Here is a 22,503-nt window from a genome sequence, read left to right as displayed (position 1 = left end):
TGAACACCTCCTTTTTCTCACCCGGCGCAGCAGGAAAGCTGCTTCACATCCTTGTTGAAGGTCTGCGCCGCGAGCTTCAACCCCTCGACCATCGTCAGGTAGGGGAACAACTGGTCGGCCAGTTCCTGCACCGTCATGCGGTTGCGAATGGCCAGAGCCGCCGTCTGGATCAGTTCACCCGCTTCCGGCGCGACCGCCTGTACGCCGATCAGCCGATGGCTGCCTTCCTCGATAACCAACTTGATGAAGCCGCGTGTGTCGAAGTTGGCGAGCGCACGCGGCACGTTGTCCAAGGTCAAGGTGCGGCTGTCGGTCTCGATCCCGTCGTGGTGGGCTTCCGCCTCGCTGTAGCCCACGGTCGCCACTTGCGGATCGGTGAACACCACGGCCGGCATTGCGGTCAGGTCGAGCGCCGCATCGCCGCCGGTCATGTTGATCGCGGCACGGGTGCCGGCCGCTGCCGCCACATAGACGAACTGCGGCTGGTCGGTGCAGTCGCCGGCCGCGTAGATGTTCGGGTTGCTCGTGCGCATGCTTTGGTCGATGGCGATGGCACCTTGCGCATTGACAGTGACCCCCGCTGCGTCCAGCGCGAGGCTGCGCGTGTTCGGTGTCCGACCGGTGGCAACCAGCAGTTTGTCGGCGCGCAATTCACCGTGCGTGGTGGTCAGCACGAATTCACCGTCCATATGGGCGACCTGGCTGGCTTGCGTGTGCTCCAGCACCTCGATGCCCTCGGCACGGAAAGCGGCTGTCACCGCCTCGCCGATGGCCGGGTCTTCACGGAAGAACAAGGTATTGCGCGCCAGGACCGTGACCTTGCTGCCCAGCCGGGCAAAGGCTTGCGCCAGCTCCAGCGCCACCACCGACGAGCCGATTACGGCAAGGCGTTCGGGAATGGTGTCGCTCGCCAGGGCCTCGGTGGAAGTCCAGTAGGGTGACTCTTTCAAGCCCGGAATCGGCGGGACCGCCGGGCTGGCACCCGTGGCGACCAGGCAGCGGTCGAACATCACGACGCGCTCGCCACCCTCGTTCAAACGGACGGTAAGGCTCTGGTCGTCCTTGAAGCGCGCCTCACCGTGCACAACGGTGATGGCCGGATTACCGCCCAGGATGCCTTCGTACTTGGCGTGCCGCAGTTCGTCGACGCGGGCCTGCTGCTGGGCCAGCAGCTTACTGCGGTCAATCGTAGGCACAGTTGCCGCAATACCGCCATCGAACGGGCTTTCCCGGCGCAGATGGGCGATGTGGGCGGCGCGGATCATGATCTTGGACGGCACACAGCCGACATTGACGCAGGTGCCGCCGATGGTGCCGCGCTCGATCAGCGTGACCTGCGCGCCTTGCTCGACGGCTTTCAGCGCCGCCGCCATCGCGGCTCCACCGCTGCCAATGACCGCTACCTGCACCGGGGGCTCGTTGCCACTGTGCTTTTCGGCGGCGGCCATCCATCCCCGCACCTTGTCGAGCAGTCCGACGCGGTTGTCCGCCAGTGGCGCATCGGCTAGCGTTGCCTTGTAGCCCAGTCCGGCCACGGCGGCAGTCAGCGCGTCCGGCGATGTGCCCGGCACGATGGCGAGTTGCGCTGTGCCCTTCGGATAGGACACCAGCGCCGACTGCACGCCTGGCACTTTTTCCAGCGCTTCCTTGACGTGCGCCGCGCACGAGTCGCAAGTCATGCCGGTGATTTTTAGATGGGTCATGCAACAGATCCTTTATCGTTTGTGGCGCCAGACAATGACGTCCGTTGTGCTGCGGTGCCGTTTTCAGTGACTCACTGCTTGACGCTGGACGGATAGCCCGCGTCTGCGGTTGCCTTGGTCAGCTTCTGCACGCTGGTCTTGGCATCGTCGAAGGTGACGACCGCTTGGCGTGTCTCGAAAGTCACGTCAACTTTGCTGACGCCTTCGACCTTGGAAATCGCCTTCTTGACAGTGATCGGGCAGGCGGAGCAGGTCATGCCCGGTACGGACAGCGTGACGGTCTGGGTGGCGGCCCAGACGGGGGCAACAACGGCGGCGAGGGCGAGGGAGGCAAACAGTTTCTTCATGGTGAACTCCGATCAGTAGAAAAATGGCATGACGTAGGGAAATCCGAGCGCGACCAGAACCAGCGCGGCCACGATCCAGAAAATGAGCTTGTAAGTAGCTCGCACTTGGGGAATCGCGCAGACCTCACCCGGTTTGCAGGCCGCTGCCTGCCGGTAGATGCGCCGCCAGGCGAAGAACAACGCCACCAGCGCCACGCCGATAAAGATGGGGCGATAGGGTTCCAACACCGCCAAGTTGCCGATCCAAGCGCCGCTGAACCCCAAGGCGATCAGAACCAACGGCCCGAGGCAGCAAGCCGAGGCGAGGATGGCGGCAAGCCCTCCAGTGAAGAGCGCGCCGCGCCCGGTTTTTGGTTCAGACATGCGCTTGTCCTTTCGAATTGAAATTGGATAGCGTAACCTTACTTCCGTACTCATGTACGGAGTCAAGCGATATGGAAAACAATTTGGAGAACCTGACCATTGGCGTTTTCGCCAAGGCGGCCGGGGTCAATGTGGAGACCATCCGTTTCTATCAGCGCAAGGGCTTGTTGCTGGAGCCTGACAAGCCCTATGGCAGCATCCGCCGCTATGGCGAGGCGGATGTAACGCGGGTGCGCTTCGTGAAATCAGCCCAGCGGCTGGGCTTCAGCCTGGATGAGATCGCCGAGCTGCTGCGGCTGGAGGATGGCACCCATTGCGAGGAAGCCAGCAGTCTGGCCGAGCACAAGCTCAAGGACGTGCGCGAGAAAATGGCTGACCTGGCGCGCATGGAGGCCGTGCTGTCTGAGTTGGTGTGCGCCTGCCATGCGCGAAGGGGGAACGTTTCCTGCCCGCTGATCGCGTCACTACAGGGTGGAGCAAGCTTGGCAGGTTCGGCTATGCCTTAGCGTGCTTTATTTTCCGTTTTCTGAGACGACCCCGTCTACAACAATGTGATTGCGCCGAAACTCCAGCAGCAGGAACAGGCCGAAAAAGCCTCGCCCAACAAGGCCAGGAACTTGCCGGGTGTGAGCTTCGCAACCACACCTGCGAACGCCGAGGACGAACCTGCCGAGCAGCCAGCCGAGCAGGCGCAAGCCGCCAGTACCTACCAGCAGCCGGTGCAACCGGCTCAGCCCGCACAGCAGGGCAAGGTCGAGCTAACGCCTGAGCAAAAGGCCATGCAGCGCCGGCTCAGTGCGTCGAGCGGGACAGAGGAAATGCGCTCCCAGGGTGCAGTCGCTACGCCTAGTCGTGGTGAGAAGGCCGAGCCGGTACAAACCAGCAGTGGCAGTTCGGAGTTGGCCACACGCATGAATAGCGCCCGGTACACTGCATCCAGGGCGACACTCATGAAAAACATGAGCATGTCGATAGCCGCTGGCACGATGATTAACTGCGGCACGATCACCGAGCTGGATACCACTGTTCCCGGCTTCGTTTCCTGCCAAGTGTCGAAGGAGGTTCGTTCGGCTGACGGTTCGGTGGTGCTGATCGACAAGGGCGCGAAGATCACAGGCGAAGTCAGTGGCGGCATCCTGATGGGCCAGGCCAGGGCCTTTGTACTGTGGTCGCGGGTTCGCAACCGCGACGGCGCCGTGGCCTACCTCGATGCGCCTGGTACCAACCGCCTCGGTAGCGCCGGCATTCCTGGGCAGGTCGATACCCACTTTTGGGATCGCTTCGGTGGTGCCATGTTCATTTCCGTGTTCAGTGACCTGAGCCGTGGTCTGATGCAGGCCCTGGTGAACTCCACCGACAAGTCGGACAGCGACACGACCGTGAACCTCGACAACACCTCGAACACCTCCGATTCGCTGGCCCGCGAAGTATTGCGCGCCACTATCAACATCCCGCCAACCCTGACCGTCAATCACGGCGAAGCCGTTTCGATCTTCGTGCCGCGTGACGTTGATTTCAGCGATGTGTATGGCCTGGAAATGGTGGAGTGAGGGAGGCACATATGGATATTGCGACCGAGCGCGACCTGGCTTTAGCAGACATGGACATGGCCCTGGCGGCGGCGAACTTCGCCCCGCTGCGGAAGTACCTCGACGATCCAGAAGTGTTCGAGATTCGGGTGAACAAGTTCGGCCAGGTGGTATGTGACACGCCCAAAGGGCGTGTCTTGCACGCCGACCCACGGATCACCTACGACTACCTGTGGGCCTTGAATGACCATCTACTGAGCCTGAACGGACTCGGCCGCACGCCTATCAGCTACGTGAAGTTGCCGGACGGATCTCGGGGGACGTTCTGCTGGCCCCCTGCGACTGTCGAGGGGACCATGCTCATGTCGATTCGTAAGCATTTGCCCGTATCGAAGAGCCTGGCCCAGCTTGCCCAGGAAGGCCGCTTTGCCAAGGTGCGACACCGTAAGCAGTCTGAACAGTTCTCTCTTGAGCCGTTCGAGGAAGAGTTGCTTGCGCTGTTGGAAAAGGGGGACGTGGAAGGCTTCTTGACGCTGGCCGTCAAGACTAAGCGGAACATTGCCGTAGCCGGTCCTACCGGCTCCGGCAAAACCACTCTCACCCGCTCGCTGATGGGGGCGGTGCCTACGGTTGAACGTGTGCTGCTGATGGAAGATACGCACGAAATCGACGATAACCGGCTCGATGAGGTGGGCTATCTGATGTACGGCGAAGGCGACGGGCGAATGTCGGCCCGTGAATGCCTCAAGCTGTGCATGCGCCTGTCCCCGGACCGAATCTTCCTGACCGAGCTGCGCGACGATGCAGCCTGGGACTACCTGGCCGGCGCGAACACGGGGCACCCTGGGGGCATTTTCTCGACGCACGCTGACAGCGCGGCCAGCACTCCTGCGCGTATCGCCACGTTGGTAAAGGCCTCGGAAATCGGTCGGGCGCTCGACTACGACGTAATCATGAAGACCATCAACACCACGTTGGATGTGGTCGTGTACATGGAAAAACGTGAAGTGCTGGAAATCCTGTACGACCCGATGTTCAAGAAACAAGCAATGGCAGCGGTGTAGGAACTCAAGCCGCTTAGCGCCCTGCAGGGCTAAACCCAAGGAGTAGTACGCATGACCGAAGCAACCAATATCTGGACTGCCACCGCCAACGAGATCACCAAGGCGGTACGTGAAAGCCTTATCGCCATGGGTTGTGGCGAGCCACAAACAGGCGATGTCTACGACCAGCTGCTGCTGATTGGTCGTAGCGGCGTGGAAGAGCTGGTGCCCTCCGTGAGCAAGTTTGGCGCCCGCGAGTTTGAAAGCGTCATGGCCGTGGTCGTGGACCTGCTGGGCGGTGATGGCATTGCCGTGCACGGTGAGCTGCCTATCTGGCTCCGTGTTTACCCCAGCGTGGAAGGCAAGCTCCCTGCCTTCAGTGTCGATGACTGGCGATGGATTCGCCTGTCCTCGATCCAAGAGGTTCAACCCCGCCGCGCAATCGCCATTGGCGAAGATACGTCTAAATGGCAGCTCATGGTCAACGTTGTTGCCAATGGCCGGAAACATCCTAAAAATAGAGGTTTCGAATGACTCGTTCGTTTTGCTTGGCTGCGGTTGCGGCCACATTGATGGGACACAGTATTGCCACACAAGCCGCTGGAGTAGAGTTCGCGGTCGGGCAAACTGGTGAATCCACCATGACCTATCGTTTGGGATTGCAAGTCGATTGGGACAAGAGTTGGTGGCAGAGCGACCTCGGTCGTTTAACTGGCTATTGGAGTGGTGCGTACACTTATTGGGAAGGTGATGAGACCGCTGGTAACAATAGCTTGTCAGCTTCACCTGTACTGGTTTATGAGTTTTCGGGGCGAAGTATAAAACCCTATATAGAGTTAGGCGTAGGCGTGGCGTTTTTTTCCAGCACCGAAATTGAAAATAACAACCTCGGTAGTTCCTTTCAATTTGAGGACCGGTTGGGTGTGGGAGTGCGTTTTGTTGGCGGGCACGAGGTTGGAATTCGAGCGACTCATTATTCAAATGCTGGAATGACAAGTAATAATGATGGAGTGGAAAGCTATGCACTTCATTACACCATGCCGTTATAGATGTATGATTCAATAAGCGTCGAATTTGTTTCCGATACGCCTTGTCGAATAGATACATCCGACAGAGAACTGCAGTCCCAGTAACTGCTTAACCCATTGTGTCGAATCCTTATTTTTGTACTGTAGTACCTAGTGCTTTTCCTCGGTGATCAGCGCTAACGATGAAAGGCAAAAAGCCGCTCTTTGCGGCTTTTGTTCTTTCTTCTTGCGTTCTACTCCTTGTTATATTTTTATCAATAACGAAACGAGGTACGTAGAATCACGATTTGGGAGTTACTGCCCCCGGCATTCTTGATTGCTGAACCGATGTCATAAAACAAATAGTCGAGATCAACCGTGATGTTGGAGGTTGGTGTCCAATTGGCGTTGGCCTGATACAAGGTGCCCAAGCGTTTGCCGTTGCTAGAGGTGGTTCCAGGAACGGTCACCATGCCGGGTAGGTACACTCCGTCATCGCTGTTCTGGCGCCATGCAGCAAACACTGCGGGTTCGAAACGAATCTTGTCGAAGGGTGCAAACCGTAGCGTGGGACCTACTAGAATGATGTTCGATAGCGTGGTCAGGCTAGCCTGGCCGTAGAAGGCGTTCTTGGGGAACAATGGGTCGAATGTCCCTGCCTTATGATCGCCATCCTTGTCGCCACTGGCAGCGTCTACGCGAAAGCCCAGTCGAGTCTTCCATGGTCCAGCGAAGGTGTAGCCACTATCACTGGACACTGCCCAAGCGTCGATATCGGCATCGGCGATGTGTCCTGTTTGTTTCATCAAGTCCCAGGTCCAATCAAACTTGTCCCATCCACCGAACAATCGCGTACCGAAAGTGTAGCGATTGTCTTCCCCTGTAAAACCATCGAGCGTGCGTTGTTCTGTTTCCAGTCCGAATGCATAAAGATCGACCTTCAACTCAGTAGACAGGGGTAGGGTGCCGTAGAGGCCGTAGAATTTCTTTTTATGATCACTGGCGTCGTTGAACGAACCCGCATCCCTTATAAGGACAGGCTTCATGGAGAACGCGTCCAGCTTACTAACTTTCCCGTAAGTAGTGTCATGTGAGCGATAATATGTCCCATGAAATGCAAACGACCTTCCGACGGCCGCGCCCTCGATCATCACACCTTGCAGGTGATGCGGCAGCAGGCTGTCAAAGCGGTGCGTGAGGGGCAGACGGTGCAAAGCGTCGCGGCGGCGTATGGCGTGAATGAGCGCAGCGTTTTCCGGTGGCTCGCCGACTTTACCAATGGCGGGCAGAACGCGTTGCTGGCCAAGCCGATTCCGGGGCGCCCCAGCAGACTCAGTGCCGAGGAGTTGTCGTGGATCGTCAATGCCGTTCGTGACCATAACCCGCAGCAGTTCAAATTCGAGTTCGGCTTGTGGACGCTGTCGCTGATCCGTCACCTGATCAAGCGCCAGTTCAAGAAAGAGCTGTCGGTCTCCTCGGTCCACCGCCTCATGAAGATCCTGGGCTTCAGCGCCCAGAAGCCGCTCTACCAGGCGTGGCAGCAAGACCCCGTGTTGGTGCGCACGTGGGAGACGGAGACATACCCTGCGATCCGCGCCGAAGCCAAGCGGATCGGAGCGACGATTTACTTTGGCGACGAATCGGGGATCCGCTCGGACTACCACACCGGCACGACCTGGGCGCCGCAGGGCCAGACGCCGGTGGTGCAGGCGACGGGCCGGCGATTCTCGCTGAACCTGATCTCGGCGGTCAGTACGCAGGGCGAGTTTCGATTCATGCTGCATGAAGGCTCGGTTGGCGCGAAAGTGTTCGTGGAGTTCCTGAGGCGCTTGATGGTCAATGCCGAGAAGCCGGTGTTTCTGATCGTCGATGGTCATCCGATCCACAAGGCAAAGATGGTCAAGAGCTACGTCGAGGGCCTGGAGGGCAAGCTCAAGCTCTTCTATCTGCCGCCGTACTCGCCGCATCTGAACCCGGATGAAACGGTCTGGGCTCATGTGAAGCGGAAGGTTTCGCGCCAGTTGGTCGAGAGCGCCGAGGAGATGAAGCGGCTCGCTCTCGGTGCATTGCGCAGCATCCAGAAACTCCCTGAACTCGTGAAGTCATTCTTCAGGCAGCCGGAATGCCGCTATATCCTGGAATGACTCTACTTATTGAAAAGTTAGTAAAGCCGTTGCTTCCAGCCCAGCCCATACGCACGCCATCGAATGCCTGCCGAATGTTGGGGGTTTCCCTATAGGTGACCAGCACCTGATTGCCGTAGGCCATTTCCTGACGGCCGACACGTGTTGTCAACTTGCCGCTTTGATATTGCAGATTGCCATCGATAAATGCTTGTTGCACTTCATTGCGACTTTGATCGGACGGGCTGGGCAAGTCTTTGCCAAAAACACGGGTATTTCCCAGTTGGATAAAAGTACGCAGACTGTCATCGAATACATGCAAGTCGGCATGAACTTCCGCACGCTGCATTAAGTAGGAGTCATCTTTCACACCTTTCAAGCCAAAAACCGGTTGGTCCGCGGCATCGGCGCGATAACGCAGTTCTGCGCCTGTCTGCAACCAGGCGGAGTCTGACAGGCGCTGATAACGCAATACGTCAAATGGATCCGTACGTTTCGCTGGATTATCGAGAAAACGATAGTCCTCTTGAGACCGGGTCGGTCCGGGGCGAGGTGGGCGCAGCTTCTCTAGCGGGGAGGGTGGCGCGATCTGAGCCTCTGTAGCCTGTGCGCTTGATAAGGACATTCGGCCAAAGGCCATAATGATCGCCAGCGGTAGTGAGTAACGCTTTATCGAGGGATGGGACATTGGTTGGCTCCTATTTTTATTGTTCATAAAGCAGGCAGGTACGCGCAGTGAGGCCTCAACATAAGTTGAAGTTGCGCGGTGTTATTCCGGACAAGGCTTATTGATGCCTTGGAAGAAATGTCGGCCTTTACTTTGAATCAGCTGCTGCTGTTTTAGTGAGGTAAGTGCTTACTCATCCTTGAGTAGATTTCAGTTGAAACGGATTATCTTTATCGCGGTGTTTAAACCTTATTGCTGTTGCCATAACGGCGACCGAGAAACAGCACGAGGAGTCCCGCAATTAACATCGGGATCGCCATACCGTAAAAGACTGCCGAGGGTGACCAGCCGATGCCTAGTGCGGCGCCGACCACGATGGGGCCTGCGATCCCTCCGATTCGCCCGATACCTAGCGCCCAACCGACACCTGTTGATCGCATCGGTGCTGGATAGAAAACCGCTGCCAGGGCGATGAGGCTTTTTTGTCCGCCGCTGATGCAGCATCCGGCAAGAAAGTTGGCACTCAGTAGTACCCAGAGCGGGCTATTGAAGGCCATCCCGGTCAATGCGACAAACACGAAGCCGACCAGATAAAGGATGCCAACGGTTTTGTACGCCCCCAATCGATCCATCGAAGGTCCGGTGATGAAAGCTGCTGCAATGCCGCCGACAGTTGTCAAAGTGGTGGCCATGACCACGGTACTCATCGGGTAGTTGAGGCCGGTCATGATCGAGGGCAGCCAGCTTTGCAGTGCATAAAACTCGCCGAGATTAATGGCGAACACTAGCCATAACAGCACGGTGCCCATGATTCGATCCCGGGTGAACAGACTTGCGAGCGCACCGTGTTGTCCTTGTTCTAGTGCCTCGACCACGAACACCGGTTTGCTTTGTTGGCCAACGCTGGCATCTATTTTGCGGAACACACTCAGGATCTGTTGCGGTGGCACCTTGTTCTTGATCATGAACACCATGGATTCAGGCAAAAAGCGGAACAGGACGGGAACCAGCATCAAGGGTGCCAGGGCACCGACCCAGAACATCGAGCGCCATCCGTAATGAGGAATGAACCAACCTGCTGCTAGCCCCGCCGCGATGAACCCCAGCGAGAAGCCACAGTAAATTGCTAACACGAAGGTGGCGCGCAGGCGTTTAGGGCTGTATTCGCCTGTCATGGCAATGGCGCTTGGCGCGGCTGTACCCAGACCGATCCCGGTGATGAAACGCAAAACCATCAGTTCTGTCACGTTGGTTGCCCAGACTGAAGCCAAGGTGCACAGGCTGAAAACAATGGTGCTGACAATGATGGCTTTTTTGTGTCCGAAACGTTCGGACAGTGGAGTCAGTACTAGATAGCCGACCATCAAGCCAGCGAGCGATGATGAAAATATCGGTCCTAGCATCGGCTTGGACAGACTCCATTCCTGAGCGATATACGGGGCCATGTAGCTAATGGCTTGGGTATCGAACCCGTCGAGAAACATGACGAGTCCACACAGGATGATGACCCCGTATTGAAACGGACTGACTCGGCGTTCATCGACGAATTGCGGTAATTGCAAGGGCTTTGACTCAGGCAACATTTTTTATCCTCACGGCCATTTGGCCTTGTTGTTTTTATCTCACGCAGGCATTGGTGAGAGATCGTCTAGATTTTCAGCTGGATTTCTCCCGAAGGTACAAATGCATCGCAGTAAAATTCATCAGGCGAAAGCTGGCCTTCGGCTGTCAGGTCGTTGAGCGCAGCGGTCGTCATGATCGGATTACCACAGGCATACACCTGATGGTCGCTCAGGTCGGGGTAGTCCTCGAGTACTGCCCGATGTACCCAGCCCGTTCTCCCGGACCAACCCGGTTCGGGCTCGGAAAGCACGGGGGTGAAGATGAACGCTGGCAGGCGCTTAGCCCACTGCGCGGGCAGGTCGGCAAGGTTCAGTTGGTCGCGCAACTTCATGCGCCTGACCTTGCCTATCATGTCCATGGTGATCACTCCGTTTTGCTCCTGCTGAAAAATTCAGCAGGTACGTGATACACCCTGGTCAATTTTGGGCGGGCACACCCACTGCATCGCCAAAAACCTTTAGCGGATAAGCCGCGCAAAGCTCGGGCATCGCGTCTAAGTGACCCATGTCCAACACCCGATCGACCAACAACTCTGCTTCGCGCTCGAAAGTCGCGCGCAGCTTGTTGATGGAGGCGGGCGCCAGCAGACCAGCCACAACCTTCCGTGTTCGTCCGTGCATCGGCGGATCGGCTTCGAGAATCAGGCTGGGTTTGCGCCACGGATCCTCGGTATGGAAATTGGCAAGACCCACACCTGCGCTGGAGCAGTAGGTCACATGATCGCGCAACACCGCATCAATCTCCTCGTGTCGCGCAATCGCATAGGCCCCATAGCGCTGGAGGTAGACGATGGGACCGAGTTCGCGCAGGACCTCGTAGTGCGGATAGGGGTTGTTAAGCACGTCCTCTGCGTAGGGGTCAAAGTCCGAAATCGGCGCAGTGACACGGGACGGTTCTGGTGATATCGCGGTTGTCATGGGCATGCCTTGTCTCGTGGGCAAAAAGTTAAAAGGGGCTTTTCACTACCCTCTTGTTCTGATACGCAGAGTCTAAAAACGAACTTGCGATGGGTCAACGATTTATCGTATAAAGTTCGAATATCGAACTTCTTGTTCGTTTTATATGAAACTGAAATAGAAGGAGCACCATGGAAATCGAAGAAAAGGAGTACGTGATGGGTCTCGAAAAAGGGCTTGCGATCATCGAAGCCTTCGGAAACCGCAAGGCACCTATGACACTCACACAGGCAGCCGAGATAACTGGCCACACCAAGGCATCGGTGCGACGTTGTCTCCTGACACTGTGCAAACTTGGGTATGCGTCACAGGATGGGCGACAGTTTCAGTTGGCACCGCGAGCACTGCGTCTGGGCCAGGCCTACGTCAGCTCCGACCCATTGACCAAAATCGCGCAACCGATCTTAGAAATGACTAGTGAGCGCACCAAGGAATCGGCCTCGGTGGCAGTTCTGGATTCGCAGGATGCTGTGTTCGTAGCCCGCTCAACGCACCGTCGCAGTCTTTCCAGCGGCCTCGGTGTTGGTGCACGGCTGCCCGCGTACTGCAGCGCCACCGGGCGGGTGCTGCTCTCAGGACTGCCCAAAGCCTCCGTTGAGTTTCTTCTCAACCGGATGGCACGTCCTGCATTTACGCCGCACACGCTCACGAGCATGCGGGACATCCTTCGAGAGATACAACTGGTGCACACACAAGGATATGCAATCTGCGACGAAGAACTCGAGATTGGCCTGCGCTCGATTGCCGTGCCCATCCGAAATGCAACTGGAGACATGATTGCAGCGCTGAGCCTGTCAGTCGCAACCAGTCGAATGACACGTGCCGCCATCGTTGAAGATCTGCTGCCGGAGCTCGAGACAGCAAGGCGCAATTTCGGGACACTTCTGTGAGCTTGAGTCGACCGAACCTCAGGTTCCAAGCCTGCCAGTGTCTCGACCTCACTCACGAACAATGTCTGACCTTGCGCCACTTGGCTTGACTCCGTCGAACGACTTTCGCCCCCCCTCCTTTGAGGTCAAGTACGGCCGAACGAGCCGCGAAAGATAAGAGAGTGGAGGTCATTCCAGATACCTCGCCGTAAGTTCTTACATGACCGGCAGAAACTCTGCAGGCGCGCCGATACGCAACCGGTGTCACCACGTTTTTCTGGCGCTGCACGATCAACAAGCGGGACTTCCGAGAACCCATCGGCTCGTTCGATACCAAGTGCCCTCCGCTTGCGCTGGCCCCATCACAACAGGGTTGCTCACGAACAGCCGGCCAGCGAGTGCACAGGTGAAGAACCGCAAATGAGGTCATCGAACATTTGACATGCCGGACCTGGTGCCACAAGCACCTTCATTGCGGCGTCACCAGAGCGCTGAATCCTTCAGGTCACCAACTGCGCTTTGCGTCCGACGAGCCTGAAGCCAGTGAACAACCAAAACAACAGCACACCCTACCAGTGCAACACCGAGAAGCACTTCGGCCGATCCACTCAGTCCGATCAAACCTTCAATCACGGCATACGCGCCAATCAGCAACACAAGCACCAAGCCAGTCACAAGAAGGCCCTTTCGCCAAGGCCGGGTCCTTGTCTTGTTTCCATTCAAGAAAAGGGTGCGCATTGATAGAGGAGTGAGGAAGTGGAACAGATGCTGCAGGCAATTATGCAGAAGGGCAATCGCGGCCGCATGGCCCTGCCATGGGCACGAAGCTAGATTTTCGACTGAATCCAGCAGCTCCGATCTGGTGTCTTGGTTCCATATTGAAGGCGTTGCTTCTACCTGGGGTGCGCCGTGCAACGCCTTCACACCGAATCGCCTCCTGTTCGTCAGGAACGTTCGCCCCCTGTCTTCCTTCGCATGCGTTCGGTCATGCAAGTCACGGGGCTCGGGCGTTCAACGATCTATCGCCTGATCGCAAGCCATGAGTTCCCGAGTCCCGTTCGGCTGACATCACGGGCAGTGGCTTGGCGCAGTTCCGACATCGATGCTTGGAGCGAAACCCGTCCGGTTGCGGCTCACTGAGTGCAGCGTTGAGTGGGGTGCTTCATGGGCCTGATTCACGATCCGAACACCACACCGTGGAAGCCTGGCGACTTGGTCTTTCACGATTCAGACGCCAAACGAGCAGACATGCTCAGGATCGTATTGGGTCAGGATGCATCTGGCGTCATCCGCACCCGATAGCATTCCCTTGGGCACAGCCCAGACCGTGGCGCAGGAAGATCTGGCGCAATAAGGTTGAGTGGCTACACGATCCAGCACGTTTTGGGATCACCGTCCCACGCCTCAGACGCAACCCTCAAGCGCTCATGTCCAGGACGGCACCCACCATCATCAGACCGAAAACTATCCCACCCCATCGCCAGGTAGTGAATCGGTAGTGGTGGTTCAGCCAGATGGCGCGGCGAAGTCGGGCAACTGACAACACGATAGCCGCCGCCATCAACACTGGGCCGACGACACCGAGCGACATGCGAGACAGATAAAGCAAAGAAACGCCGATTAGCGGCCATGCCACCGCGTCCAAGACAGCAAGGCTCTTCCTGCCCGCCCATTGGGGAGCATCTTGCCTCGGTTCACGAGCCTGTTGACGCCAGCTCAAAATTGACCAGTGGTGCCAGCTGAATTTTGACCAGGGGTCGAAGGCCGGGTTTGGGTGCCCGGCTGTGGATAACTATAGCTCCTTGGTGGTGGTTGGTTGTCAGAACGGCTCGTTCAATTCATCCTTGGTGGTGTTGGGTTGCCCCGACTTCCTGGCCTGCTCCCTGGCCTTGCCCTGAGCCCTGGTCTGCCTGGAGCTGTGGCGGAATCGGTACGAGTCGTTGCCCGTCTCGATGATGTGACAGTGGTGGGTCAGGCGGTCCAGCAGCGCCGTGGTCATCTTCGCATCCCCAAACACACTGGACCATTCCGCAAACGCCAGATTGGTCGTGATCAGCACACTGGTGTGCTCGTACAGTTTGGAGAGCAAGTGAAACAGCAAGGCACCGCCGGCCTGGCTGAAGGGCAAATAGCCCAGCTCATCAAGAACCACCAGGTCCATGTTCACCAAGTTGGCCGCCAGCCGCCCGGCCTTGCCCTGCGCCTTCTCCTGCTCCAGCGCATTGACCAGGTCCACGGTGGAGTAGAAGCGCACCCGGCGCCCATGCTGGGTGATGCCCGAGACCCCCAGGGCAATGGCCAGATGGGTCTTGCCCGTGCCCGGCCCGCCAATCAGCACCACGTTGTGCGCCTGGTCCGTGAACGACAGATTCGCCAGTTGCCGGACCAGGGCCGCATCCACTGCCGAGCCCTCAAAGTCAAAGCCCGCCAGATCGCGGTGCAGCGGGAAACGAGCCGACTTCATCTGGTGCGCCACCGAGCGCATGTGGCGCTCCACATGCTCGGCCCGCAGCAAGTGCTCCACCAGCCAGGGGTCTCCTCGTTTTCAGTGCAATAAGTGACGGTACGCAAAGCTAGCACTGGCGCGGGGGTGGTCTGGGTAGACCGTTGATTTCATTGACTTTCCTGTTCGCTTTGTAAACGGGTATGGTGGCCTCCCACTTTTGAGGTTCACGATGCAGGGTTGGCACACAACGTTTTTGGGGATGCGTGGGCTCCCCCGCGATATCAGCGACTTCGAGATGAAGGCATTTTTCACCTTCGATGGTGCCGAGCGCGACGCAATCAATGCACGCCGAGGTGATTCCCACAAGCTTGGTCTGGCGCTCCATATTGGTTTCCTGCGCATGAGTGGGCGTTTGCTCGGTGCCTTTCGGGTAATTCCAGTAGCCTTGTGGCGCCACCTTGGCAACGAGCTTGGCATTGCAGCACCAGAAGTCGCCTCGCTGAGAGCCATGTATGAACGCGGGCGCACGCTATTCGATCACCAACAAGTAGCCTGCACGGTCCTTGGATTCCAGTGGATGAGCGAGCACCAGCGCCGCTCACTGGTACGTGAACTGCGCGACGAAGTGGCGCGCTGCGCCGACCGCGATCAGCTACTCGTGCGGGCGCGTCAATGGCTGTACAAGAACAAGCTGGTGATCGTGCACGAGCGGGCAATTCGGACACTGATTGCGGCGGCACTTGCCCAGCTTGAAGTTGAAACAGGCACCGCCATCGCCGCCAGCGTTGATCCAGCAACACTTGATCGCTGGCGAGCCTCAGTTTCAGAGCTGCGCCCAGATGGACAAACCCAGCAGAGTTGGCTATGGGCTGCACCGGCGAAACACTCAACCCGCCAAATCAGCGAGGTACTGGAGCGCATCGACCTGCTTTACACGCTGGACGTTCATAAGCACCTGGCAGACATCCCCGATCTCATCTTGCGCCGCTACGCGCGCCGACTTGTCTCCAGGCCGCCCTCAGCCGGAGCCAAGATCAAAGAGCCAGCGCGCACCGTGGAGGTCGCATGCTTTCTTCGGTATTGCCTGTTCACCACCACAGACCAGTTGATCCTTATGGTGCAGCGCCGGATCGCCGATCTGTGGCGTCAGGCTGCCGCCGATGTCCCCGCTACCGTCAATTGGGCCGCAATGTACAAAACGCTGCTCGGCGAACTTGTTGCCTTGAGCGCGCAAGGTGCGGTGCCAGATGCTGAGTTGCGTGCCCGTCTTGAAGCCTTGATCACCGAAACCCAGAAACGCAAACCACCGAGCAGGGCCTCCCTGGTCCGCGAGGGATTGATTGATGGAATTCGCCCCGTGCGGTCGTTGCTCGTCGCCATTGCAAAGCTGCCCTGGCAGGCCACCGGCGAGCATCCTGCCATCGAGTACCTTGCCAAGCTGCAAGCTTTATATCTCAAAGGATCCAGAAAGCTGCCAGTTGAAGTGGTGGCACCAAGTCTGGGAATGATCTGGCAGGTTTCGATCTCCAGCCCAGACCGGGAACGGGCGTTTCAGGCGTTGGAGGTGGCCACCCTGTTTGCCCTGCGCCGCGCGGTGCGCAATGGCTCGGTCTGGATTGAGCACAGCCTGAGCTTTCGGGGTCGTGCGCGCTTGTTCTTCACGGACGAGCGTTGGCAGGCAGAGTCCAAGAAACACTATGCCCGTCTATCGTTACCCAGCAAGGCTGCCACTTTCTTGAAGCCTTTGCTGGCCAGAGTAACTGCCGGTGTCGATGCGGTGGCCGCTGCAGCCCGCAGTGGCGTACTGCGCGTGGATGATGAACTCCATTTGTCGCCATTGCCCGCAGAGGACGAAGACCCAGAAGTGACCAAGCTGCGCGCGGCTTTGGATCACCGCATCGGTGAGGTTCAATTGCCGGAAGTGATTCTGGCCGTTGACGCCCAGGTGCGCTTTAGCTGGATCATGCTCGGACGTGAGCCGCGCTCTACCGACGAGCTGCTGATGGTCTATGCCGGCATCATGGCCCACGGCACCAGTCTGACTGCGGTCGAATGCGCGCGCATGATTCCGCAATTGTCTGCCACCAGCATTCGCCAGGCCATGCGCTGGGCGCGGGACGAACGGCGTCTGAGCCAGGCCTGCCAGGCTGTGCTGGAATTCATGCAGCGACACCCGATTGCCGCCACCTGGGGGCGGTCCGATTTGGCATCTTCTGACATGATGAGCATGGAGACCACCAAACGGGTGTGGCAAGCCCGGCTTGATCCTCGGCGCAACACACCTTCCATTGGAATCTACTCCCATGTAAAAGACCGGTGGGGCATCTTCCATGCGCAGCCCTTTGTGCTCAATGAGCGCCAGGCGGGCGTGGCCATTGAAGGTGTCATCCGCCAAGAAAAGCTGGAGACCAGCCAGCTTGCTGTGGATACCCATGGCTACACCGACTTTGCCATGTCACATGCCCGTTTGCTTGGTTTTGATCTTTGCCCGCGGTTGAAGGAACTCAAACAGCGCCACCTCTTTGTGCCACGCGGCACCAAAGTGCCCGCAGAAATCGCTGCGGTGTGCGAAGCCAATGTCGACGTCGCTTTGATCGAAAAGCATTGGGATAGTCTGGTGCACCTGGCAGCCTCGGTCATGAGCGGACATGCCAGTGCGGTGGCAGCTCTTGCGCGGTTCGGTTCTGCCGCCCAGGGCGATCCAATCTATGAGGCTGGCGTGCAATTGGGGCGGTTGCTGCGTACGGCGTTTTTGGCTGACTACTTTGTCAAGGACGCTTTCAGGAACGAGTTGCGCCGGGTGCTCAATCGGGGCGAGGCTGTTAACGCCCTCAAGCGCGCCATTTATACCGGCCGGATCAGCCCGGCGCAGGCCAAACGTGTCGATGAAATGCAGGCTGTGGCCGATGCGTTGAGCCTGATGGCCAACATCGTGATGGCGTGGAATACCTCACAGATGCAGGCGGTCCTGGATCGCTGGTCGAACCGCCGCCAGGTCATTCCACCGGAACTGATCGGGAAGATTGCGCCCACCAGGCTGGAGAGCATCAACTTGCGGGGTGTGTTTCGCTTCCCGGTTGACCGCTATGCTGACCAAATCCTGCCTTCGCGGCCAAATGCATCGATAACTGGCACCAATGGATGAAACCGACCACGGTTTGACGCCACGAATCGCAGATTTGAAAGTGAACAGGAAAGTCAATGAAATCAACGATCTACCAACACCACCTCCGCGCCAGTGCTAGCTTTTCGTACCGTCACTTATTGCACTGAAAACGAGGAGACCCCTCGACACAGGATCTGGGCACTGGCCAGCTGCGGCTGCCCATCCCTACCTGGGGCCGTGCTTGAACATCCGCCGCTGGTGGCCAGACCGAGCAGACCCGCACACGCGTGAGTGCATAAGGGAACAGATCGAAGAGGCCCGCATGGCGAAGACTTCGAAACCACCGAGTGCGGGAATGGCAGAGTCACAGCCCGAGGTTGCAGCCTCATGATCGCCGATATGGACAGGCCTCCCGAGCTGGCAGACTGCCCATTCTGCGGAAGGCCTCCGGAGGTGGTGTAGCGCAAGCTCAACCCGCGTGCCGGATGCAAATCGGAAGGCTGCATGGGCGCCAAGCTACCAGCTATCTCACTCGACCTGCAGGAGGACATCGACCGCTGGAACACGCGATCTGGCCAGCTTCAGCTACCCAGCTCGCAAGGGACCTGAAACCTCAGACCACGAAACCCGCCCCTCGGCAGCCTTTTGGCTGTCGGGGGGTTTTCTCATTCTGGGTGGTGCCTACCCCGGTACTCAACAGGCCAACTACTCAAGTAATCGCGCTTCGTTCGTCACTTAAAAATTCTCTATAAATATCTTATAAATAAGATATATTGTCGATATTCAATCAACGGAGATCATCATGCCTCGACCCCTTGGAAGCAAGAACAAATCACCTCAGGAGCTGCGGCTGGAAGCCCAGATTAAGCTCAAGAAGATTGCTCTCGCTGAGCTTGAGTTGAAAAAGAAGGCGCTGGCAGAACAACGAAGGGCTTCACCCACCAAAGGCGCGAAATGAAAAAACACAAAGGCCTATGCCCGTTCTGTAGTGAAGAGGTGATACCTGACGTCATTCAGGACAACACTGTTCGGCGTGATGTTTGCCAGTGTCCAAGCTGTAGCGGCAAACTGCTGCTGTGCCGCGTTCCAGGATGCACAAACTACGCCAAAGGCGGCGATCTCTACGACGATGAGTTGTGCCCAAGCTGCACAACAGCCGTATCGAGCGCGACAGGAGAAGTGGTGAAGTACGCGAGCATGGTGGCAGCTGGTGTGGTTGCAACTGCCGCCATTGGCAAAGCTATCAAAGACGAGATTGGTTGACCACATTTCGACGCCAAGCGTTGTTGATGGTCTTACGTTTTCGCTTGGACCAGCATGCGAGAACAGCAACGTCCTTCAGGCCGGGGAGGAGGTTCGAGTACTCATCCAAACGGCTTGAGGTTCCGGATCGCGCGGATCTTGGCCGTGTCGTCAGACTTCAGGTAGATCTGTGTCGTGGCAATGGAGGCGTGGCCCAGCAGCTGCTGGGCCATTGTCAGGCCAGCATCGTTGGGGTTGTCGCGCAGCACGCTCATCGCAAAGGTGTGCCGCATCCAGTGGGTCGTCATGTCTTTGCGCCGTACCCAGACGGCCAGCTCCCGCTGAATCCGGGAGCGCTCTTGAACCAGCTCAGCGATTTTTTGCTCGGTCACTGGACTGCGCATCTTCTGCTCGACAACCTTCTTTTGCTGCTCGATGGTCTGCCTGCGTCGCTCCAGCTGCGTGATCACGGGCTTGGTCGCCCCCACAAAGAACGACTTGACCACCTTGTAGAGCCCGTTGTCGCCCAGCGCCAGGTTGTCGTTGGCCATGGCCGCATCATCATCGACCAGGGCAGACTTGTGGCCCACCGGCGCTCGTAGCGCACAGATCAGGGGAGGGCGCTTCTCAAACTCCGCGAGCCTGGCCGCAGCGCTATCCCCGACCTCATGGAGCATGCGGCGCACATCCTCGTGGTGGGCAAGGATCATCTGACGCAGCGCCTCGCCAATGGGTATCGTGCGGATTTTCTTGCCCTTGCCGATGACCTCCAGCATCCACTCGTCTTCGGTGGGGATACCGTTGTAGCTGGCCGGTGCAAGGCTGGAGACGGTGCTGGAGGTGATCTCTGAGCGCCGCAGCCCGGTGGAAAGCCCGATGTGAAAAATCAGGTTCAGCCGCCGGCGCAAGGCCCCCTCGAGGTCAAAGCCGGTGTCGGGAGCAGGGGGCGTGCTGGCCAGGTGATCGTCCAGGGCTTGGCGCAGCCAGCGAAGATCCTCCTTGTTGAGGCTGCGGGAATTATCCATGTCACGGCTGAGCACAGCCTCGGCCTTGACCAGCGTGAAGGGGTTGCCTGTCAGATAGCCGTTCATGACGGCGTCCGAGAAGAAATGACTGATCACACCAATGGCGTAGCGCTGGCTCTTGGCGTCGAGCTGACCGCGGAAGGGACGCCACAGCGGGTCGTCCCGGGTCACCCGCTCGGTGGTGATGTATTTGGCGGGGATCGCTTTGAGAAAGGCTTGATAGGCCTGGGCGTGCGAGAGGGAGACGCTGGACAAGGGAATCACAGCCTCGTTGAGGCACCAGAGATAGAAGCGCTCGATCTCGCGCCGATAAGCATCAAAGGTCGCGAGCTTTCCCGCACTGAGGTAGCTCTTGAGCCAGATCCTAATCACCTGCAGATCGTTTCGGGCGCCGTACTGGTTCAGGCCTGAGCTGCGGAACAGACCCACGGTACCGTCCAGGTGAGGAGGGACCAGCATGAGCTCCAAGGGAGCAATGCCTTGCCGGAGTTTGGGGCCTTTCTGGTCCGCAACCACCATCACACCGGTGCCTTCTTCTTCGATGAGCAGCAGTGGCTTGGTGCCGTCGGCGTATTCGCCCAGTGGCACCAGACCCGATCGCAGAGGCTGCCTGGGCTTCCAGCGATCACCTTCCCGAATGATGCTGCCCAAGGTGGCATGATTGGATTCAAGCCAGTCCGCAAGCCGCTCGGCTCTGACCGGGCCCAAGCCTTTGATCTTGTTTCGCCAGTTGCGCCCGGTCTGGCTGATGAAGTCGATCAGGTCGCGCATCGTGAGGACACCAAGTTCCTCAAGGGCTTGAGCAAGGCGTCTCTCCAGCCACGTGATGACTGGCTGCTCAGGCATGGGAGAGGACGTCAGCCGGTTCTGCAGCAGGTTCAGCGCCTGGATCTGTGCCTGCACCGCCTCCTGGACTTCCCTCTTGTTGATGTCGCCTGGCTTGGCTTCGATCCCATGCTCCGCTCGATACTCGTCGAGGAAATCGCTGTAGAGCTGGGTGAGCTCCATCTCGGCGTAGAAGTCGGGGTCGATGTGGTGCGACTCCATCCACTCATTCATGGAAGGAACCCGGCGCTCCGGTGGCTCGGCCTTTGGCTTCCCGCTGGCTGCCGCCACAAGGTCAACGGCCGCCAGGCGCTGGGCCATCATCTTGATGAGATCGTCCCCTGAGGCGAGCGCCGACTTCATGATGACCCGCATGAGCTGGCGGCCATGGGCATGCAGCGACAGGCCGTGCGGGACTACTCCATGGCCTTCGTTATCGAAGTAGCGATATGCATAGTATTGCTTGAAGGCCTTGGCCGGCTCGATCCCGTTGAGCAAGGCCCGCACAAAGGAGAAGTCCTCCAGGGTCACCCGGTCGGTCAGATCCGTGAGCACGGCGCCGAGCTTGCCCTTGGGTCGTCCGGGTCGGCGCTTTTCAGTCGACGTCAACCCTTCGCCCATACCAGGCCGGCTGAATTCATCCAGCCAAGGGTCCGCCGGATTGGATATGGGATCGGGTGTGGTGCTCATGTTCGTTCTTCAGGGCGAAGCCTCCATCGCTTCAAGGAGCTCGGCGTTCGCTTTTCACTAAAACCGTCGCGTTTTCGCCGCTGGGGTCAAGGATAATTTATTCAATGGTCATGATAACTCTTGTTAGGACTCCGTTCAATCAACACCTTTTGAACGCATTGCTGTCACGTCAGAGAGTGATGTAAGTTACATTCAATGTGATTGAGGCGGGATGTCGAAGTCCGCACCGGAACGACTGTGTCTGTCGTAGCCCGTTGATTTGCTTGGAGTTTTGATCAGGACCTCAAACGCCGGCCTGCATCCGGGTCACGATGCCTGGTGTCCAAAAACGTGCGCAGCAGCAGTTCGAGACTAGATCCGGCTGGACCTCATCGGCCCGCAGATGTCGTGAATCACTAAGTCCTGAACAGAAATCATATAAAAATCAATCAGTTAGCAGCAAGTTCACAGCAAAAAACTGAACGGAGTTCTCACTAAGTTCTGAACTTTCCCGCAAACGGATCACTAAGTTTTGAACTTTCTTGATGATTTCTGGCTGGCAGCCAAGTGCTCCACATGCCCGGCCGGCCGCACTGCCGATAGCCATTAGAGTAGCCCAAGCCTTCATTCCAGAATCGATACCGAGGTAGTCATGCCCTCAAATGCAAGAAGCGCGAGATCGGGCGTACTGGAAGCAAAGCTCCGGCTTACCGAGTGCCTTCACCAAAGCTAGGCTCACTCACCAGCTGAGAAGATGTTGCGGATTACCGGTTCAAATGGCTCGGAACGGCGAGTTTCAAGAACGTTGGATGGTTGCCAGCGGGAAGATCAGGGCGACGTCCCCCCGGATTTGAGTAGCGGCTGACTCTGGAGTCCAATCCCGAAGACAGGAGATTGGACGTGAAGAAGAGATTTACGGAAGAACAGATCATTGGCTTCCTGCGCGAAGCAGAGACGGGC

The 22,503-nt window shown here is 57.9% G+C and carries 20 protein-coding genes and 1 pseudogene; 11 read left to right on the top strand and 10 right to left on the bottom strand.

All coding sequences use genetic code 11. The features are described from left to right. Window positions 1-17: 17 nt before the first annotated feature. The 3 genes from merA to merT all read right to left on the bottom strand — a co-directional run bounded on the left by merA (window position 18) and on the right by merT (window position 2,413). A complete protein-coding gene (gene merA, locus ACFQNJ_RS18600) occupies window positions 18-1,703 on the bottom strand; it encodes a mercury(II) reductase (RefSeq protein WP_017518823.1) in 1,686 nt (561 codons plus the stop codon). Window positions 1,704-1,774: 71 nt separating this feature from the next. Further along, window positions 1,775-2,050, bottom strand: a complete 276-nt coding sequence (gene merP / locus ACFQNJ_RS18595; protein WP_003131987.1) for a mercury resistance system periplasmic binding protein MerP — start codon at window positions 2,048-2,050, stop codon at window positions 1,775-1,777. A gap of 12 nt (window positions 2,051-2,062) precedes the next feature. Then, window positions 2,063-2,413 (bottom strand): mercuric ion transporter MerT, encoded by a 351-nt coding sequence (merT, locus tag ACFQNJ_RS18590; RefSeq protein WP_003131974.1) that lies wholly within the window; start codon window positions 2,411-2,413, stop codon window positions 2,063-2,065. Between the two features lie 71 nt (window positions 2,414-2,484). Here merT and ACFQNJ_RS18585 point away from each other — a divergent pair, with 71 nt between their 5' ends. The 5 genes from ACFQNJ_RS18585 to ACFQNJ_RS18565 are packed head-to-tail and all read left to right on the top strand — an operon-like array spanning window position 2,485 to window position 6,034. Then, entirely contained in the window at window positions 2,485-2,919 is a 435-nt protein-coding gene (locus tag ACFQNJ_RS18585; RefSeq protein ID WP_003131969.1) for a mercury resistance transcriptional regulator MerR, read from the top strand. A 45-nt stretch (window positions 2,920-2,964) separates the two neighbouring features. Then, window positions 2,965-3,963 (top strand): type IV secretion system protein VirB10, encoded by a 999-nt coding sequence (gene virB10 / locus ACFQNJ_RS18580; RefSeq protein ID WP_382260204.1) that lies wholly within the window; start codon window positions 2,965-2,967, stop codon window positions 3,961-3,963. A gap of 11 nt (window positions 3,964-3,974) precedes the next feature. Then, on the top strand, window positions 3,975-5,006 hold the full coding sequence (locus ACFQNJ_RS18575; RefSeq protein WP_054882046.1) for an ATPase, T2SS/T4P/T4SS family: 1,032 nt from the start codon (window positions 3,975-3,977) through the stop codon (window positions 5,004-5,006). Window positions 5,007-5,057: 51 nt separating this feature from the next. After that, window positions 5,058-5,519 (top strand): hypothetical protein, encoded by a 462-nt coding sequence (locus ACFQNJ_RS18570; RefSeq protein ID WP_232591924.1) that lies wholly within the window; start codon window positions 5,058-5,060, stop codon window positions 5,517-5,519. Next, window positions 5,516-6,034 (top strand): acyloxyacyl hydrolase, encoded by a 519-nt coding sequence (locus tag ACFQNJ_RS18565; protein ID WP_208218935.1) that lies wholly within the window; start codon window positions 5,516-5,518, stop codon window positions 6,032-6,034. The genes ACFQNJ_RS18570 and ACFQNJ_RS18565 overlap by 4 nt, the downstream gene beginning before the upstream one ends. A gap of 233 nt (window positions 6,035-6,267) precedes the next feature. Here the strand turns inward: ACFQNJ_RS18565 and ACFQNJ_RS18560 are convergent, their stop codons facing one another. Continuing rightward, window positions 6,268-7,143 carry an alginate export family protein gene (locus tag ACFQNJ_RS18560; protein ID WP_382260201.1) on the bottom strand — a complete coding sequence of 292 codons (876 nt, stop codon included), beginning with the start codon at window positions 7,141-7,143 and terminating at the stop codon, window positions 6,268-6,270. Between ACFQNJ_RS18560 and ACFQNJ_RS18555 the strand changes: the two genes are divergently transcribed. After that, window positions 7,102-8,136, top strand: coding sequence for an IS630 family transposase (locus ACFQNJ_RS18555; protein WP_382260199.1), 1,035 nt, complete (start codon window positions 7,102-7,104; stop codon window positions 8,134-8,136). The two genes, ACFQNJ_RS18560 and ACFQNJ_RS18555, sit on opposite strands and share 42 nt — an antisense overlap. Here the strand turns inward: ACFQNJ_RS18555 and ACFQNJ_RS18550 are convergent. The 4 genes from ACFQNJ_RS18550 to ACFQNJ_RS18535 all read right to left on the bottom strand — a co-directional run bounded on the left by ACFQNJ_RS18550 (window position 8,102) and on the right by ACFQNJ_RS18535 (window position 11,328). After that, a complete protein-coding gene (locus ACFQNJ_RS18550) occupies window positions 8,102-8,803 on the bottom strand; it encodes an alginate export family protein (protein WP_382260197.1) in 702 nt (233 codons plus the stop codon). The two genes, ACFQNJ_RS18555 and ACFQNJ_RS18550, sit on opposite strands and share 35 nt — an antisense overlap. A gap of 221 nt (window positions 8,804-9,024) precedes the next feature. After that, a complete protein-coding gene (locus ACFQNJ_RS18545; RefSeq protein ID WP_382260195.1) occupies window positions 9,025-10,365 on the bottom strand; it encodes an MFS transporter in 1,341 nt (446 codons plus the stop codon). Window positions 10,366-10,430: 65 nt separating this feature from the next. Continuing rightward, on the bottom strand, window positions 10,431-10,763 hold the full coding sequence (locus tag ACFQNJ_RS18540; RefSeq protein ID WP_382260224.1) for a ferredoxin reductase domain-containing protein: 333 nt from the start codon (window positions 10,761-10,763) through the stop codon (window positions 10,431-10,433). A 58-nt stretch (window positions 10,764-10,821) separates the two neighbouring features. Beyond that, window positions 10,822-11,328 carry a cytochrome P450 family protein gene (locus tag ACFQNJ_RS18535; RefSeq protein WP_382260193.1) on the bottom strand — a complete coding sequence of 169 codons (507 nt, stop codon included), beginning with the start codon at window positions 11,326-11,328 and terminating at the stop codon, window positions 10,822-10,824. A gap of 164 nt (window positions 11,329-11,492) precedes the next feature. Between ACFQNJ_RS18535 and ACFQNJ_RS18530 the strand changes: the two genes are divergently transcribed. Beyond that, a complete protein-coding gene (locus tag ACFQNJ_RS18530) occupies window positions 11,493-12,251 on the top strand; it encodes an IclR family transcriptional regulator domain-containing protein (protein WP_382260191.1) in 759 nt (252 codons plus the stop codon). A gap of 954 nt (window positions 12,252-13,205) precedes the next feature. Beyond that, a complete protein-coding gene (locus tag ACFQNJ_RS18525) occupies window positions 13,206-13,370 on the top strand; it encodes an AlpA family phage regulatory protein (RefSeq protein WP_305717280.1) in 165 nt (54 codons plus the stop codon). A gap of 679 nt (window positions 13,371-14,049) precedes the next feature. Here the strand turns inward: ACFQNJ_RS18525 and istB are convergent. Next, a pseudogene (gene istB, locus ACFQNJ_RS18520) lies at window positions 14,050-14,757 on the bottom strand (IS21-like element helper ATPase IstB); the annotation flags it as partial. A 148-nt stretch (window positions 14,758-14,905) separates the two neighbouring features. Here istB and ACFQNJ_RS18515 point away from each other — a divergent pair. The 3 genes from ACFQNJ_RS18515 to ACFQNJ_RS18505 all read left to right on the top strand — a co-directional run bounded on the left by ACFQNJ_RS18515 (window position 14,906) and on the right by ACFQNJ_RS18505 (window position 19,045). Then, entirely contained in the window at window positions 14,906-17,821 is a 2,916-nt protein-coding gene (locus tag ACFQNJ_RS18515) for a Tn3-like element IS1071 family transposase (RefSeq protein WP_003049965.1), read from the top strand. A gap of 763 nt (window positions 17,822-18,584) precedes the next feature. After that, complete coding sequence (locus tag ACFQNJ_RS18510; protein ID WP_382260189.1) at window positions 18,585-18,740, top strand: hypothetical protein; 156 nt, start codon at window positions 18,585-18,587, stop codon at window positions 18,738-18,740. Further along, window positions 18,737-19,045, top strand: a complete 309-nt coding sequence (locus tag ACFQNJ_RS18505) for a hypothetical protein (RefSeq protein ID WP_382260187.1) — start codon at window positions 18,737-18,739, stop codon at window positions 19,043-19,045. The genes ACFQNJ_RS18510 and ACFQNJ_RS18505 overlap by 4 nt, the downstream gene beginning before the upstream one ends. Window positions 19,046-19,146: 101 nt before the next feature. Here ACFQNJ_RS18505 and ACFQNJ_RS18500 read toward each other — a convergent pair whose 3' ends face one another. Beyond that, window positions 19,147-21,564: a phage integrase family protein gene (locus ACFQNJ_RS18500; protein ID WP_382260185.1), complete on the bottom strand. Its 2,418-nt coding sequence runs from the start codon at window positions 21,562-21,564 to the stop codon at window positions 19,147-19,149. Between the last annotated feature and the right edge of the window lie 939 nt (window positions 21,565-22,503).

Origin of the sequence: Hydrogenophaga bisanensis (assembly GCF_042665135.1) — a bacterium.
GTDB lineage: Bacteria > Pseudomonadota > Gammaproteobacteria > Burkholderiales > Burkholderiaceae_C > Hydrogenophaga > Hydrogenophaga bisanensis.
This window is presented reverse-complemented; position numbering and strand designations above follow the sequence as displayed.